General features: G+C 57.3%; 14 protein-coding genes. 9 read left to right on the top strand and 5 right to left on the bottom strand.

Going from position 1 to position 15,512, the window contains the following annotated elements; all coding sequences use genetic code 11:
* Positions 1–235 precede the first annotated feature (235 nt).
* Positions 236–1,015, top strand: a complete 780-nt coding sequence (locus AC3WJN_RS24325) for a DUF2161 domain-containing phosphodiesterase (protein WP_007787529.1) — start codon at positions 236–238, stop codon at positions 1,013–1,015.
* Between the two features lie 86 nt (positions 1,016–1,101).
* Here the strand turns inward: AC3WJN_RS24325 and AC3WJN_RS24320 are convergent, their stop codons facing one another.
* Genes AC3WJN_RS24320 through AC3WJN_RS24310 form a run of 3 tightly spaced genes read right to left on the bottom strand, consistent with a single transcriptional unit; the run spans position 1,102 to position 2,908 of the window.
* Positions 1,102–2,307, bottom strand: coding sequence for an NAD(P)/FAD-dependent oxidoreductase (locus AC3WJN_RS24320; RefSeq protein ID WP_007787527.1), 1,206 nt, complete (start codon positions 2,305–2,307; stop codon positions 1,102–1,104).
* The gene (locus tag AC3WJN_RS24315) at positions 2,304–2,639 is read right to left on the bottom strand and encodes a (2Fe-2S)-binding protein (protein WP_290426418.1); all 336 of its coding nucleotides are present in this window, start codon (positions 2,637–2,639) and stop codon (positions 2,304–2,306) included. The genes AC3WJN_RS24320 and AC3WJN_RS24315 overlap by 4 nt, the downstream gene beginning before the upstream one ends.
* Positions 2,636–2,908, bottom strand: coding sequence for a (2Fe-2S)-binding protein (locus AC3WJN_RS24310; RefSeq protein ID WP_005834662.1), 273 nt, complete (start codon positions 2,906–2,908; stop codon positions 2,636–2,638). The genes AC3WJN_RS24315 and AC3WJN_RS24310 overlap by 4 nt, the downstream gene beginning before the upstream one ends.
* A gap of 182 nt (positions 2,909–3,090) precedes the next feature.
* Here AC3WJN_RS24310 and AC3WJN_RS24305 point away from each other — a divergent pair, with 182 nt between their 5' ends.
* Together AC3WJN_RS24305 and AC3WJN_RS24300 are read left to right on the top strand one after the other, a co-directional pair.
* Complete coding sequence (locus AC3WJN_RS24305; protein WP_035317656.1) at positions 3,091–4,158, top strand: aminopeptidase P family protein; 1,068 nt, start codon at positions 3,091–3,093, stop codon at positions 4,156–4,158.
* Between the two features lie 236 nt (positions 4,159–4,394).
* Entirely contained in the window at positions 4,395–6,059 is a 1,665-nt protein-coding gene (locus AC3WJN_RS24300) for a peptide ABC transporter substrate-binding protein (RefSeq protein WP_221843393.1), read from the top strand.
* Here the strand turns inward: AC3WJN_RS24300 and AC3WJN_RS24295 are convergent.
* Positions 5,966–6,424 (bottom strand): hypothetical protein, encoded by a 459-nt coding sequence (locus tag AC3WJN_RS24295; protein WP_290426419.1) that lies wholly within the window; start codon positions 6,422–6,424, stop codon positions 5,966–5,968. The two genes, AC3WJN_RS24300 and AC3WJN_RS24295, sit on opposite strands and share 94 nt — an antisense overlap.
* 314 nt (positions 6,425–6,738) lie before the next feature.
* Positions 6,739–8,463 carry a sigma-54 interaction domain-containing protein gene (locus AC3WJN_RS24290; RefSeq protein ID WP_429779616.1) on the bottom strand — a complete coding sequence of 575 codons (1,725 nt, stop codon included), beginning with the start codon at positions 8,461–8,463 and terminating at the stop codon, positions 6,739–6,741.
* A 204-nt stretch (positions 8,464–8,667) separates the two neighbouring features.
* On the opposite strand from AC3WJN_RS24290, the gene AC3WJN_RS24285 reads away from it, so the two are divergent.
* From AC3WJN_RS24285 to AC3WJN_RS24260, 6 genes are all read left to right on the top strand, one after another.
* Positions 8,668–9,861 carry an NAD(P)/FAD-dependent oxidoreductase gene (locus tag AC3WJN_RS24285; protein WP_007787517.1) on the top strand — a complete coding sequence of 398 codons (1,194 nt, stop codon included), beginning with the start codon at positions 8,668–8,670 and terminating at the stop codon, positions 9,859–9,861.
* Entirely contained in the window at positions 9,858–10,883 is a 1,026-nt protein-coding gene (locus AC3WJN_RS24280; protein WP_221843395.1) for a proline racemase family protein, read from the top strand. Before AC3WJN_RS24285 ends, AC3WJN_RS24280 begins: the two co-directional genes overlap by 4 nt.
* 27 nt (positions 10,884–10,910) lie before the next feature.
* Positions 10,911–11,795, top strand: a complete 885-nt coding sequence (locus AC3WJN_RS24275; RefSeq protein ID WP_025844063.1) for a dihydrodipicolinate synthase family protein — start codon at positions 10,911–10,913, stop codon at positions 11,793–11,795.
* A 15-nt stretch (positions 11,796–11,810) separates the two neighbouring features.
* Positions 11,811–13,250 (top strand): aldehyde dehydrogenase family protein, encoded by a 1,440-nt coding sequence (locus tag AC3WJN_RS24270; RefSeq protein ID WP_005834646.1) that lies wholly within the window; start codon positions 11,811–11,813, stop codon positions 13,248–13,250.
* 34 nt (positions 13,251–13,284) lie between these two features.
* Complete coding sequence (locus AC3WJN_RS24265; RefSeq protein ID WP_429779581.1) at positions 13,285–14,289, top strand: proline racemase family protein; 1,005 nt, start codon at positions 13,285–13,287, stop codon at positions 14,287–14,289.
* 237 nt (positions 14,290–14,526) lie between these two features.
* Positions 14,527–14,892, top strand: a complete 366-nt coding sequence (locus tag AC3WJN_RS24260; protein ID WP_005834642.1) for a YisL family protein — start codon at positions 14,527–14,529, stop codon at positions 14,890–14,892.
* Positions 14,893–15,512 lie beyond the last annotated feature (620 nt).

Here is a 15,512-nt window from a genome sequence, read left to right as displayed (position 1 = left end):
TCGGTGTGGAAGCGCGGCAACGCGTGGAGCTGACGAATACTAATCGGTCGAGGACTTATCCACACATCTCTTAGCAAGCATGCAGATCCAGTTTTCAGGGAATGAACGAAATAATTGCGTAAAAAGCCGTGCAGATACTATTGCGTGGCTTTTTTTGCATATAGCCGCCCAAACTCGCCTGGATTTATAGCTATGCTAGATGAAGAACAAAACAGTCGCGAAAAAGGAGAAGCCCATGAAGCAAAAGCCGGTCAAACGATATGAAGCAGACATGTACGCGCCCATTCGCGACTATTTTGTCGGGCAGGGTTATGAGGTCTTTGGAGAGGTCAATCATTGCGATTTGACAGCGATCAAGGAAGACGAGCTGATTATCGTCGAGTTCAAGCGCAACTTGAGTGTAGAGCTGCTCATCCAGGCCGCCAAGCGGCAGCGCTTTACCGACCATGTGTACGTCGCCATTCCGAAGCCCAAATACAAATTGTTTTCGAAAAAGTGGCAAGACGTCGTTTATCTCATCAGAAGACTGGAGCTTGGCTTGATCCTCGTCTCTTTTCCCAAAAAAGGCGCTGTCATGGAGCTGAGCATTGCTCCTGCGCCGTTTGATCGGGAAAGAAGCAAGCAGTTCAACAAAAGAAAACGGGCACGCATTATTCAGGAGATGCGGGGGAGATACGGCGATTACAATGTGGGGGGCAGCAACCAGACAAAGATCATGACGGCGTACAAACAAGGCTGCATTCAGATCGCCGCGCTGCTTCAGCACTATGGCCCACTTGCGCCCAAGGCGTTGAAAGAAAAAGGAGCGACAGACAAAGCGTCATCCATCCTCAGCAAAAATTATTACGGCTGGTTCACGCGGATCAAGCGAGGCGTGTACGCTCTCACCCCTACAGGAGAGAAGGAGCTGGCAGCTTATCCAGAGCTTGTCGACCATTACATAAGCATGGCAGAAGACACCATTTCCCCTTCCGATGGGGAAATGGGCCAGTCCAACCCTGCTGCAGCACAATGAGCAGCAAAAAAGAGCAGACCCATCCGCAACGGTAAGCGAATGGGCTGCTCTTTTCGTTTCGGCACCGAGGCATGATGCCAAAACCCTTACCGCCCAGCCCACGCAGCGGCCATTTTCCCGACCTGCGCGCGTCCAGCCGCAATATCCGGGTGGAACTGGATCGTGGCGTTTTTGCGCACATGGTTGACATGGTGGAGCGCCTGGGTGAGCAAAGAATCGTCGGCGAGCAGCCCGGCCGCTTTCGCCATCGCCAGGCCTGCGACGGTTCCCTGGCTCATGGCGACTTTGGCGCTCTCGATTCCGGTAATATTGCCTGCGACGTACAGTCCGGGCAAAGGCGATTGCATGCATTCGTTGTGCAACGGAACGTGCCCGCCCAATGCCGGGATGTAAGCGAACGGGCACCCGGCAATCGCGGCCAGCTCCGCCAGCGGGCTTAACCCGCCTGCGATGCAGACGAAATCGGCAGAAAGGAATCGCTCGCTGCCAGGAACGGGCGTGCCGTCTGGCGAGATGCGCGCAGCCCGGACCCCTTCGACCTGTGAGGTGCCCACGATCTCCAAGGCAGCCGTCCGCAGATGAATCGGTATATCCCACATGGGCACGCCCTGTGCAGGATAGAGCGAAACGGCCAGCCGCTGCATCCACGCGCTGCCCATCAGCTTGCTGCCCCAGCGAATCAACGGCGAGGGGGCGAGATGGGCAACGCGCAGCAAAGACCGCATGATTTCGTGCGGGTGACCGGCATTGCCGCTTACAGCAGACTGGGGAGGCAGAATCATTTGCTCGACGTGTACGCCAGCGAGCTGCAGCTCTCGCGCGATGGCGACGGACAAAATGTTGACGCCGATCACGACGCCTTTTTTGCCTACGCGAACGCGCTGCACGTTCGTCATCACCTGGGCCGCTCCGATCGACATCACGCCGGGCAGCGTCCAGCCGGGGACGGGAACGGCAGTCTCTGACGCCCCGGTAGCGATCAGAAGCAGGGGAGCTTCCCATTCGCCTTCTGTCGTAGAAATACGCCAGCGATCTTCACAGCGGGCAATGTCGTAGACGGAGACCCCACAGCACATTTGGACGCCAAGCTCTTTTGCCTCCTGATCGAGACGTGCGGCTTCGGCCAGCCCGTTCCACCACACTCCGTCCGGTTCCTCGTGCAACTGTCCCAGCAGCCTGCCGCCAGGCCGATAAAATTCGTCTACGACTCGAACAGAAAGTCCTTGCCGGGCGCTGGCGATTGCAGCGGCCAAGCCAGCGGGACCTGCGCCGATGATGAGAGCGTCGATCAATTCGCATGCCCTCCTTTTTTCAACGGGGTCGGCAAAACGGAACCTGCTGTCACCCGCATGCCTTCCTGCACGAGCGTCATGCACGCCCGCACCGTGGGAACTCCGTCCACGTGCACGCGACATTCGTAGCAGTGGCCGATGTTGCAGTAAATTCCGCGCGGGCTGCCCGTTTCTTCATGCACTCGAAGCGTGCGCACGCCAGCGGCCAAAAGCGCTCCGGCAATCGTTTCCCCTTCGTAAGCCGTGTAGACAGAACCGTTAAATTCAAACGGGACGGAATGCCTCTCTTCCAAGGAACCAAGCACAGGGTGATGGAGGATGCGCTGGCTCATGAGCTTCTCCCTCCAAGCGCTTGAAACGAGATCGGCCGCACAGGCGGCTGGTAGCCAAGCGGGATTGTATGAGTAGGCACTTGGCCTGTGGCTTGCGCGACAATTTGGTCGACGAGAATCCGGCACGTTCTTCCGCCGCAGCAGCCCATGCCGGCTCTGGTCCGCAATTTCAACTCGCGCGCCGTGCATTGGTACTCACGGGCAGTCGTGAGCAGTTCTTCCAGAGATACTTCCTCGCAGCGGCAAACGATCAACTGCTGTGTGTCCATGCTGAAAGCCTCCTTTTCGTTGGTACGGTTAGCAAAATGCAAGTGTCGTGCCATATTTGCCCGCAGAATGCTAAAATAAAGACGAGGCACAGAAGCAAACAGAGGGTGGCCTGCGCGCTTGGCACGAGGATTGCTTGCATAAAAGAACGAAAATGACACAGAGGCTGAAAGGGATGACCAGAATGGACAAATTGACGCGACTGCGCGCACAATTCGATGCATGGGGAATAGACGGAATACTCATAACAAACGGGCAAAATCGCCGCTATTTGACCAACTTTACCGGAACGTACGGCGTCGTACTCATTTCCCGGGATGAGGCCAAGCTGTTTACGGATTTTCGCTATACCGAGCAGGCAAAAGCCCAGGCAACGGACTTCGAGATCGTGTTTTTGCCGACGAAAGACGCTGTTTACGGAGAAATCGCCCGCCAGGCCCAGGAGCTGGGCATCCACACATTGGGCTTTGAAGAGGAGAACATGACGTTTGCCCTGCACCGCAAATACGCCGACGTCGTCAAGGCACGCCTGCTGCCTACCGCGGGGGTGATCGAGGGCATTCGCATGAGAAAGACCCCGGACGAGCTGGGAAAAATCAAGACGGCGGCGCAGATTGCGGACGCCGCTTTCGCACATATTTTAACTGTTTTGCGTCCAGGCATCACCGAGCTCGATGTGTCTAATGAGCTGGAAATGTTCATGCGCAAGGAAGGAGCGACAGGCTCTGCTTTTGACATCATTATCGCCTCCGGTCATCGTTCCGCTCTGCCTCACGGGGTAGCAAGCGACAAAAAGATCGAAGCTGGCGACATGGTAACGATGGATTTCGGCGCGCTGTATCAAGGGTATCGTTCGGACATTACCCGTACAGTGGCGGTCGGAGAGCCGAATGAACAGCTCAAAGAAATTTACGCCATCGTCCTGGAGGCGCGCAACCGCGCAGTGGCGGGCATTCGCCCCGGAATCTCGGGAAAAGCAGCAGACGCCCTCGCCCGGGACTATATTGCGCAGCACGGATATGGCGAGCGTTTCGGCCACGGGATGGGGCATGGCGTCGGACTGGACATTCATGAGGAGCCATTCATGTCTGTACGCTGCGAGGCAATTCTCGCACCAGGCATGGTCCTGACCGTCGAGCCGGGCATTTACATCCCGGGGCTGGGCGGCGTCCGCATCGAGGACGATCTCGTTGTGACCGAAACAAGCAACGATGTGCTGACCCATTCGCCGCGCGAACTCATCATTTTGTAGAAAAGAACCAGGACCCTTGACTGCGGCAAAAAGTCGAGGGTCTTTTTGTATGCGCGAACGCTGCCAGTTCCAGCGTGTGTGTCTAATAGCTGAAACAGTCTTTTTATCAGGTGTATAAAAATATGTACAGTCAGTTGGCGCGTGTCGAAGTTTTCCGCTTTTTCCTGTTGGCACACATTTTGCAAATTCAGTATTTTGTGAAATGTTAATCATTTTCGAGACAAGGGGTTGATCGCGTGAAAAAAAGTATGTTCGCATTAATCAGCAGTATCGCGGTACTAGGGACGGCGCTGGCAGGATGTGGAGGGGGACAGCAGGCAGCACAGACAACGAGCGAGCCAGCGGCTTCTGGACAAGCACAAGGAAACGCTCAGCCAGCCCCGGCGGAAAAATCTTCAGGGTCACAAGTGTTGCGCTGGAACCTGCACTCTGAGCCGCCGACAGGCGATCCGGGACTGGCGGAGGACACGACTTCTGCGGCAATCGTGAAGGCTCTTTTTGACGGGCTGACACGGATTGGGCCTTCCGGGAAGCCGGAGGAGGCAGTTGCGGAAAAAATCGAGGTGTCTCCCGATCTGAAAACGTACACCTTCAAGCTGCGCGACTCGCACTGGAGCAACGGCGATCCGGTCACCGCCCACGATTTTGAATACGCCTGGAAGCGTGCCCTGGACCCTAAGACCGCTTCCAACTACGCCTACCAGCTCTACTACATCAAAAACGCCGAGAAAGCGAACAAAGGAAACGGCAGCCTGGACGAAGTCGGAGTCAAAGCGCTTGACGACAAAACTTTGCAAGTAGAGCTGGCCAATCCGACTCCGTTCTTTTTGGAGCTGACAGCTTTCCAGACTTATTTCCCGGTAAATAAAAAAGTGGTCGAGTCAGCGGACAACTGGGCTGGCGACGCCAAGACGCATATCGGAAACGGTCCGTTCAAAATGGAGAGCTGGGAGCACAAGAACAAGATGGTATTGGTCAAAAACGACCACTACTGGGACAAAGACAGCGTCAAGCTGGACAAAATCGAATTTTCCATGGTAGAGGACGAAAATACAGAGCTGTCGATGTTTGAAAATGGCGAGATCGACTGGGCTGGTGCGCCGCTCAGTTCGCTGCCGATTGATGCCATGCCTGTTTTGAAAGACAGCGGGAAACTGCAAGTAAAGCCAGTCGGTGCGACCTACTGGTACAAGTTCAACACAGAAAAACCCCCGTTTAACAATGTAAAAATCCGCAAAGCTTTTGCCTACTCGATCAACCGCCAAACGCTGATTGACAACGTTCTCCAAGCCAATCAGCAGCCTGCCATGGGCGCTGTTCCTCCCACGATGGCATTGAACCCGGATGGTTACTTCAAGGACAACGATCAGGAAGCCGCCAAAAAGCTGCTGGAAGAAGGCATGAAAGAGCTCGGCCTCTCCAAGCTGCCGCCGATTACGCTCGTGTACAACACGTCGGAAGGACATAAAAAAATTGCCGAGGCGATTCAGGACCAGTGGCGCAAATATCTCGGCGTCGAAGTGAAGCTGGAAAATCAGGAGTGGAAAGTTTACCTGGAAACGCTGCACGAAGGGAATTACCAGGTGGGACGTCTCGGCTGGTCCGGCGACTTCAACGACCCGATCAACTTCCTGGAGCTGTTCAAGGAAAAGGACGGCGGAAACAACGACACGCGCTGGGAAAATCCGAAGTTCAAGGAGCTTTTGAACCAGTCCGCGACAGAGAAAGATCCGGAAAAGCGCAAGGCGATCTTGCGGGAAGCCGAGCAAATCCTGATGGATGAAATGCCGATCGTGCCGATTTACTTTTACACGCATACGTGGGTGAAAAACGACAAAGTAAAAGGCGTCTTCCAGGACGGCTTGGGCGCCATCGACTGGAAATGGACGTCTGTCGAGTAACGGGCGAACGGGGCGAGATCGTGCAAATCGGGGGGAAGATCGGGAAGATTGTCGTAGCCGCACAGGTGTGATGGATGCTTTTTGCGGATAGAGGGAGGCAGCGTGGTCGGGGGGCTTTTTTTGCGAGTAGCGGCAATCGTATGCAGTCGCGGCGACGGGTACGGGGAGCAAGCGCGTGCCTGTGATCTGCCGCACGCAGACGCTGGCGCGTCCCGAAGCTGCGGACAAAGCTGTGCCACAACGACAAAGGAGGAATCAACCGTGGAATTGATTCGCATTTTGTCTGAGGTGTTGCCGCCCAAAAAGGGGCGAAGCTGCCGGGAGCTTCGCCTGCGCTTTTGCAGCTTTTTTCTCCGGAAAAACACGAGCAGGCGCCGCCGTTAGGGGACAGCAGCTTCGAGTGAACAGAGGCGAGGCTGGCATGACGGCGCTGCTGCCGAGCCAAAACGTCCCGTTTCGCGGTCCGAGGGTGAGACGGGATATTTCATGCTTGCACAGCGTTGGTGTATAAGGAGGCTGGAGAGGCCGAGCTGCTTGGCAGTTGATACCTGCTTGTTCCCTGCTTGGTGCCGCTTCAGCAGAGTCAGCATACAGACTGTGCGTTCAACTTCGTGCGCGTAATCGAGTGAAAGAGGCCCCCTGGCTCCCCTAGCGCGTTGCTTTTGTATCCAAGCCAGGCTCAAGACTGCTTATTCAACTTGTTATACAAAGTCGCCCTTGAGATCCCGAGCCGTTTGGCTGCCGCCTGCTTGTTGCCGTTTTCCAGCTCGATGGCCCGCTGGATGACGCGGCGTTCGTGGGCTTCCAGCTCCTCCTGCAAAGAGAAGAGATCGTCCGGGAGTTGGACGGGCGACTGTTTGGCCTTCGTTTGCAGCGAGTACGGCAAATCCTCTTCCTTGATGATCCCGTCCGTCGCGAAGACGACCAGCCGTTCGATGGCGTTGCGCAGCTCGCGAATGTTGCCCGGCCAGTCGTATTGCAAAAGGTTTTGCATGACGTTTTGCGAGATCGCGTGGATGGGCCGATTGTAGCGCAAGGAAAACTCGTAGAGGAAAAAATGGGCAAGCTCGACCGTGTCCTCGATCCGGTGGCGGAGAGGCGGGATGGCGAGAGTGACGACGTTGAGCCGATAATACAAGTCCTCGCGAAACTTCCCTTCGCGGATCATTTCTTCCAGGTTTTTGTTCGTGGCCGCGACCACGCGAAAATCGGCTTCGATCTGCTTCGTGCCGCCGACCGGATAATACTTTTTCTCTTGCAGCACGCGCAGCAGCTTCACCTGCATCTCGAGCGGCATTTCGCCTACTTCGTCGAGAAACAGCGTCCCACCCCGGGCCAGCTCGATCATTCCTTTTTTCCCTTTTTGATCGGCGCCGGAAAAGGCTCCTTTTTCGTAGCCGAACAGCTCGCTCTCAAACAGAGTGGGAGAGATCGCGCCGCAGTTGATGGCGATAAACGGGGCGTTTGCGCCTTCCCGCACGTCGTGCACCGCCTTGGCGAACAGCTCCTTGCCGACGCCGCTTTCCCCGATAATCAGGACGGTCGCCTGGGTGGCGCCGAGCTTTTGAATCATCGCTTTGATCTGGCGAATGGCGAGGCTCGTGCCCTTGATTTGCCGGAACGGATCGGGCGCGGAGCTGAGCTTGGCCACTTCCTGCTGCAAATGGTTCACTTTTTTGTTCGCGTTCAACAGCTCCTGGTTCAGCCGAACCTGGCTGGTGATATCGGTTTCGGCTGCGACGGCGCCGATGATTTTCTCATGCAGGTAGATCGGCTTGGTGTTGATGAGCACGACGAGGTCCTCGCGCGGCTGGTGCTGGTGACGGTACAGCGACTGGCCGTTTTGCAGCGACCGGAGCGTCTCCAGCATGTCGCGCGGGAAAAAGTCGGTGATCGGGCGGCCGAGGATGTCTTTTGCCTTCAACGAAAAAATGCGCTCGGCCCCCTCGGTCCAGACCATGACCCGCGTCTGTTCGTCGATGACGGATATCGAGGCGTCCATCGTCTGGATCATCGTATCGAAGTACGCCTCCAGCACTTCGTAAGCGGTGAAAACCGCTTGCAGGACAGAAGCGCGTTCAAGATAGCCGACAGGCTCGCCCGCTGCATCGGCAACGAGAAGGTAGCTGTATGTGTCGAGCAGGCGGATGGCTTGGGGGAGCGGGCTGTCGCAGGCGACCACGACCGTCTTTGCCCAATGGAGCGGCGTGCTGTCGCCGGGTGAGCCGGCAGCATCATCCGCGTTTGCGTGCGCGGGACAGGCGACGTGCCAGCCTGCAGGCAACAGAGCAAACACGGGAATGTCTTTTGCTGCTTGCCGAAAACGAAAGGCTTGGTTGTGCTCGCGGCAAATCTGCATATTCGTCTGCATCAGCTCTGTCAAGGCTGGCAGCTTGTGGTTCATTCCGATCAGTCCTTTGCAGGGAGTGTATAAAAATGTAAACACATTCTCAGTAATTATACAGTTGCTCATCAGGTTGTAAAACAATTTAGACAGAAATTTTGCGAATCTTCGCTATACGGGTTTGGCACGGCATTTGCAAAAAGGAACAGGTGTAACGATTTGATGAGAAGCTGTTGAGCAAAAAGCTGTTGAGGAGAATCAGCCATGACACGACAAACCCATGCGCAGATTGCGGTAATCGGCGGCGGCATCATCGGCGCGGCGATTGCCTACTACACGGCCAAGGCCGGACTGGATGTGGTCGTTCTCGAAAAAGGCGAGCTGGCGTCAGGTACGTCCTCGCGTTGTGACGGGAACATTTTGGCGATTGACAAGGACCCCGGCTTTGACAGCCAGATGTCCCTGCAAAGCCAGATGCTCGTCGCCCAACTGACCCGGGAGCTGGAGCATTCGTTTGAATACCGGGCGTTGGGCAGTATTCTCGTGTGCGAGTCGGAGGCGGAGATGGAGGCGGCGAACGAATGGGTGCGGCGGCAAAAGGAAGCGGGCCTGCCGTTTCGGATGCTCGACCGCGCAGACATCAGGCAGGAGTCGCCCTACTTCGCCGACGATTTGCTCGGCGGATTGGAGTGCGCCACAGACTCGACGGTTAATCCGTACATGCTGACCTTTGCCCTGTTTGAAGGGGCGAAAAAGCACGGGGCCAAAATTATGCGGCGCACCGAGGTCAAAGCGCTTCGCCGCGACGAGGCGACGGGAGCGTTTCAGCTTGAACTGAGCACAGGTAGCATGACGGCGCGGCAGGTGGTAAATGCGGCGGGCGTGTGGGCGCCTGTCATCGGGCAGATGGTCGGCGTCGATATTCCGATCGTGCCGCGAAAAGGACATCTGCTCGTCGCCTCCCGCCAGCTTCCGGTCGGGCTTCGCAAGGTGATGGAGTTTGGCTATCTGATTTCCAAGTTCGGCGGGGTGCGGCAGGTCGACGCCGAGACGGAAAAGTACGGGGTGGCGCTGGTGTTTGAACCGACGGAAAGCCAAAACTTTTTGATCGGCTCCAGCCGCCAGTTCGTCGGCTTCGACACGCGCATTGATCTGAATGTCGTGCGGTGCATGGCGAGAAGGGCGCTCCGCTTTTATCCGAAGATCGCCGACTTTGCGATGATTCGCACCTATTGCGGCTTGCGTCCGTGGACAGAGGACCATTTGCCGATCATCTCCCGCGTCGAGGAAGTTCCCGGCTTTTTCATTGCGGCGGGGCATGAAGGGGACGGCATCAGCCTGGCGGCGGTCACGGGCAAGCTGATGTCCGAGCTGCTTCAGGAGCAGACGGACACGATTATCCCCACCGAGCCGCTGCGCTACGACCGATTCACGAGAAAAGAGGTGCTGCAGCGATGAAAGCAGCGAGAGTGTTTACGACGGTGGACACGCACACCGGGGGCAACCCGACCCGCACCGTCATCAGCGGCCTGCCGAAGCTCCAAGGGGAGACGATGGCAGAGAAGATGCTGCACATGCAAAAGGAATACGACTGGATTCGCACCCTGCTGATGTACGAGCCGCGCGGCCATGACGTCATGTCAGGCGCTCTCGTGGTGGAGCCGTGCCATCCCGAGGCCGACGTAGGCGTGATCTACATCGAAACCGGCGGCTATTTGCCGATGTGCGGCCACGACACGATCGGGCTGTGCACAGCCTTGGTGGAGACCGGGATGATCCCCGTGAGCGAGCCGCTGACGAGGCTCAAGCTCGATACCCCGGCAGGGTTGGTCGAGGTGGATATCGAGGTCGAGCAGGGCAAGGCGAAAGAAGTTTCGTTTACGAACATCCCCGCTTTTCTGTACAAGCAGGACGTGACCGTCACAGTGGAGGGCATCGGTCCGGTTACGTGCGATCTCGCCTACGGTGGAAATTTTTACGCCATCACGGACGCGCGGGCGCTCGGGCTTGAGCTGGTGCCAGCCAATGCCGCTACGATTGTCGACACGGCTGTACGCATCCGCAAAGCGATCAATCAGGCGGTAGAAGTCGTCCATCCGGCGAAGCCGTTTATCCGCGGGCTGACCCATGTGGAGTTTTACACAGACCCGAGCACGCCAGGGGCGGATGTGAAAAATACGGTCGTCGTGCCGCCGGGCGGAATCGACCGTTCGCCGTGCGGCACAGGCACGTCCGCCAAGCTGGCGACGCTGTTTGCCAAGGGGCAGATCGGCATAGGCGAGCCGTTTGTCCACGAGAGCATTGTCGGCTCGCTGTTTACCGGGACGGTACTCGCGACTGCCGAGGAAGGCTGCCTGCAAGCTGTCGTGACGCGGATTGCGGGCAGCGCCTGGCTGACGGGCAAGCACACGATTTTTTACCATCCTGAAGACGAGCTGGCACACGGCTTTTTGCTGATTCCGGCCGCGACGGACCATTGAAACCGAGAGTTGAGAGGAGAATGAACGATGGGCAGATTTGAAGGGGTATATGTAGCGATCGTCACGCCGTTTACGCACGATTACGAGGTAGATTACAAGCGACTGACAGAGCTGTGCGACTGGTTGATCCAGGAAGGCGTAAACGGCCTCGTGCCATCCGGTTCCTTGGGCGAATACGCCACGATGACAGGCGAAGAGCGGGCGAAAGTCATCCATACAGTCATCGCCGCCGCAAAAGGCCGCGTCCCGGTCGTAGTCGGCTCGGCGGCGCCTTCGACCCGCCAGGCGGTGGAGTGGGTGCAATTTTCCAAAGATGCGGGAGCAGAGGGCGTCATGGCGCTGCCGCCGATCAACTACAAGCCGCTGGAAAACGAAGTGTTTGCCCACTACGAGGCGCTGAACACCGTCGGCTTGCCGATCATCGCCTACAACAACCCGCACGACTACAAGATCGACCTGACCCCGGATATATTGGCCCGGCTCGCGAAGCTGGAAAACATCGTGGCCGTCAAAGAGTTTTCCGGGGACGTGCGCCGCATGCAGGACATTCTCGCCCAGACGGACCTGGAAGTGATGGTCGGCGTGGACGATCTGGTCATGGAAGGCGGGCTGATCGGGGCGACAGGCTGGATCGCGGGCGTGCCGAATGCCTTGCCAAAAGAAGGCGTGGAGCTGTTCCGCCTGGCGCGGGCAGGCAAGCTCGCGGAGGCGCAAGCGCTGTACCGCAGGCTGCTGCCGCTGTTCCATTACGATGCGAGCCCGCAGCTCGTCCAGTCGATCAAGTACATGATGGAGCTGGCCGGATTCCCTGTCGGACCGACTCGTCCGCCGCGCCTCCCGCTCGCAGACGACTACTATGCGGGCATCAAAAAGGCGTTTGACTACGCAGTCGGCGCAGCCAGCGGACGATAAGGAGGCAGGTCAGGCATGCATAGCAAAAACTGGATCGGCGGCGAATGGATGACGCCGAAAGGAGCAGAGGCGACGGTGAAAAACCCGTCGCGTTTCGCAGAAGAAGTGGGAGTCTTGCACTTGTCCGACCGCTCGCATGCGTTCGCGGCGGCTGACGCAGCCCGCGCGGCGCAAGGCAAGTGGGCACGGCAAACAGGCGCTTTTCGCGGGGAAGTGCTGTATCAGATGGCTAGCGCCCTGGAGGCTCACGCAGACAGCCTGGCGCGACTCGCCAGCCGGGAGATGGGCAAGCAGCTTGGCGAAATGCGCGGAGAGGTGGCGCGCGGCATCAGCCTGCTGCGCTATTACGCGGGGGAAGGCATGCGCGCTCATGGCAGCCTGATTCCGTCTGCGGATACGGATGTTTTGCAGTACAGCCGCCGCGTACCGCTCGGTGTCGTGGCTGTCATAACGCCATGGAATTTTCCCGTCGCGATCCCGCTCTGGAAAATCGCTCCGGCGCTGATCTGCGGCAACGCCGTGATCTGGAAGCCGGCTGAAAACGGCTCTTTGACCGCGACGCGGCTGGCGGAGATTTTTGCCGAGACGAAGCTGCCAGCAGGGGTGCTCAATCTGGTGATCGGCAAAGGCAGGGAAATCGGGGCGGCTCTGACGGAGGAAGCGGCGGTGGACGCTGTCAGCTTCACAGGCTCGTCTGCGACAGGCAGACAGATCGCCATCGCCTGCGCGGGCCGCAACATCAAATACCAGACCGAGATGGGCGGAAAAAATGCGGCGGTCGTGCTGGCCGACGCCGATCTGGACAAAACCGTGCCGATTCTGCTCAGCGGCGCCTTTCGCTCGGCCGGGCAAAAATGCACGGCGACGAGCCGGATCATTGTAGAAAAAGCAATCTACGAGCCGCTGGTCGAGCGCTTGCAGGCTGCGATCTCGCTTTGCAAGGTCGGGGATGCCTCCGATCTGGACGCCTACCTGGGACCTGTATCTTCCGCGGCCCAGTACGAGACAGTCGGGCGGTACGTGTCTCTCGCGGCAGCCGAAGCGAGGCTGGTGGCAGAAAGTCCGGCCTATGCAGAGGCGGAGCGGGGCTACTACATTCGCCCGCAGATCGTCGAGGGAGTGGCCGCCGATCATCCGCTGGTTCAGGAGGAAGTGTTCGGGCCTTTGGCCGTGCTTTTGACCGCAGATGGCTTTGACGAGGCCATCGAGCTGTGCAACCAGTCGGTGTACGGGCTGAGCGCATCGCTGTTCACCCGCGATCTGGCGAGTGCCCACCGCTTTTTGGACGTGGCGCAGGCAGGCATGGTTCGCGTCAATCAGGAGACGGCTGGCGTGGAATACCAGGCCCCGTTTGGCGGGATGAAGCAGTCCAGTTCGCATACGCGCGAGCAGGGGCAGGCGGCGCTCGACTTCTACAGCGCGACGAAAACGTGCGCGATCAAATACGCGTGGTAAACAGCGAAAACGAGCAGACAAAGGGGGGAGGACGATGAACATCCAGCAGTTGTTTACGACCATCGACGCCCACACCGGAGGGGAGCCGCTGCGGATCATCACGGGCGGCATCCCGCCGCTCAAGGGCGAGACGATTTTGGAGCAGCGTCGTTATTTTCGCGAGGAGCTGGATCACATCCGCCGCGTGCTGATGTACGAGCCGCGCGGCCACCACGGCATGTACGGCTGCGTCATGACGGCCCCGGTCAGCCCGGATGCGGCCTTTGGCGTGCTGTTCATGCACAACGAAGGCTACAGCACGATGTGCGGCCACGGAATTATCGCGGTGGTGACGGCGGCGATCGAGACCGGGCTGCTGCGGCTGGCTGACCCGGCGGAGCGCATCGTGATCGACAGCCCCGCAGGCCAGATCGTCGCACGCGCCCAGACAGAAGGGACGCGCGTCAAGTCAGTCGCATTTGAAAACGTCCCGTCCTTCGTCTTCGCAAAGGACGTGTCGATCGAGTGGGAGGGGCGTACGTTCCACGTCGATATCGCCTTTGGCGGCGCTTTTTACGCGGTCGTGCAGGCAAAAGACATCGGCGTCCAGGTCGAAATCGAGCAACTGGCGGCGCTGCAAGAGTGGGGCAGCCGGATCAAGGAGCAGATCGAGGCGCAGCTTGCGGTCGTTCATCCGCTTGAACCTGAGCTGGCGGGCATATACGGGGTAATTATTTCCGACGATCCGCGCGTGGAAGGCTCCGACCTGCGCAACGTGACCGTTTTCGCCGACAAGCAGATCGACCGCTCTCCGTGCGGCACAGGTACGGCGGCGCGGGTAGCGACGCTCTATGCCAGAGGGAAGCTCGTGGTCGGGGAACGGTTTGTGCACGAAGGGATCGTCGGCAGCCAGTTCGTCGGCACTGTGCTGGAAACGACGCAGGTTGGCGACTACCCGGCGGTCATTCCGTCCATCGCAGGCCGGGCTTTCATTACCGGCTTGCACCAGATTGTCGTGGACCCGAGCGATCCGCTGAAAGACGGCTTCCTGCTGCGGTGACGAGAGGCGAAGATAGATAAAGATAGGCAGAGGCAAAGAGGCTGCACGCTGTGGCGGCCTCTTTTGCACGCGGTTTGTTTATGTGGGGGCTACACTACACGTGTTCCAGCGGCGCGACGGTTTCCAGTCAGCCCGGCATATAACCGTGTCACAATACTGCCACGCATCGGGGCATCTGCTTTTTACCGACACTTCTGTTATAATGGCTGGGACAAGTATAAATGAGGGAAAAAGGGGTTGAATGCTGTGCCGTATAAAGCGTTGCTCGAGTCCCACGTAGGTGGCTGGGAAGTCGCGATTGTGCTGTTGATCGTAGCCTACTTCCTGTACCGCGCGGGCAAGGAAAAGGCCGGAAAAATCGTACATATGCTGCTCAGACTCATGATGGTCATCATTCTCGTATCCGGCGCGTGGATGCTGTTCACCGTCCATGCCAGCGAAGTTTATTTTTACGTGAAAGGCTTGCTCGCGATCATCGCCTTCGGCTTGATCGAAATGTCGCTCGGCCGGGCGAAGAGACAGGAAGGCAGCATTGGCTTTTTCATCGGCTGTTTGGTCGTGCTGGTAGTCGTCATCATGCTTGGCTACCGCGTGTTCTCGTAAAAAACGGATGTTCGACAAAGCTTTCTCTTGCAGGCGGCGCTTGCGGGGGAAAGCTTTTTTGTTGGCAATGGAAGCTTTAGCAATATCGCAGCTTCAGGAGGCGAACGGCGTTTTTTGTGGAGAACAGTATGTTTTCAGGGGGAGCGAACTGCTGTCTGTTGACAAAAACATTACAACATTATTGCAACTTTACTTTAACGCCCGGTTTATGGCAACAACTTAAGAAAATATACTCTTGTTGTTTAATACTGGATTAGATAAGACCAAGGGTATAGATTTTACCTGTCCTCACAATTATTTGGGATCCCAAAGTCCTATCTGTAAGTGCACAGGTAATTTCATTCAATTCAAATGAACTTCAGCTCATGAAATGTTGTTTTCATGAACTGAAGTTTATAGGATTAATACGAAACCTTCGCGCATATCCGACTAAGGATCTCCTCAGACTTCAATTCTTACAGAAACGATACCTGTCGAAAAGCCAAGATATCTGTTAATTTTGAATCCGATCTCGGAGACATCCCTGTTCTCTTTCTGATCGATTCTCCATTGACGTGCGATTCTATTCAAGGAGTTATTGTAGGATATATTTCTATCACTTGCTGAAAGTTGGTCGATAC

The sequence above is a fragment of the Brevibacillus sp. FW306-2-1A-C05A genome, assembly GCF_058781555.1.
Note: the sequence above shows the minus strand (reverse complement) of the source record. Positions and strands in the feature narration are given on the sequence as shown.

Excerpts from the sequence above, each read along its gene's own strand:
- AC3WJN_RS24305 (WP_035317656.1), top strand. The coding sequence starts at position 3,091 with ATGGACAAATTGACGCGACTGCGCGCACAATTCGATGCATGGGGAATA.
- AC3WJN_RS24265 (WP_429779581.1), top strand. The coding sequence starts at position 13,285 with ATGAACATCCAGCAGTTGTTTACGACCATCGACGCCCACACCGGAGGG.
- AC3WJN_RS24270 (WP_005834646.1), top strand. The coding sequence starts at position 11,811 with ATGCATAGCAAAAACTGGATCGGCGGCGAATGGATGACGCCGAAAGGA.
- AC3WJN_RS24290 (WP_429779616.1), bottom strand. The coding sequence starts at position 8,463 with ATGAACCACAAGCTGCCAGCCTTGACAGAGCTGATGCAGACGAATATG.
- AC3WJN_RS24325 (WP_007787529.1), top strand. The coding sequence starts at position 236 with ATGAAGCAAAAGCCGGTCAAACGATATGAAGCAGACATGTACGCGCCC.
- AC3WJN_RS24280 (WP_221843395.1), top strand. The coding sequence starts at position 9,858 with ATGAAAGCAGCGAGAGTGTTTACGACGGTGGACACGCACACCGGGGGC.
- AC3WJN_RS24310 (WP_005834662.1), bottom strand. The coding sequence starts at position 2,908 with ATGGACACACAGCAGTTGATCGTTTGCCGCTGCGAGGAAGTATCTCTG.
- AC3WJN_RS24275 (WP_025844063.1), top strand. The coding sequence starts at position 10,911 with ATGGGCAGATTTGAAGGGGTATATGTAGCGATCGTCACGCCGTTTACG.
- AC3WJN_RS24315 (WP_290426418.1), bottom strand. The coding sequence starts at position 2,639 with ATGAGCCAGCGCATCCTCCATCACCCTGTGCTTGGTTCCTTGGAAGAG.
- AC3WJN_RS24285 (WP_007787517.1), top strand. The coding sequence starts at position 8,668 with ATGACACGACAAACCCATGCGCAGATTGCGGTAATCGGCGGCGGCATC.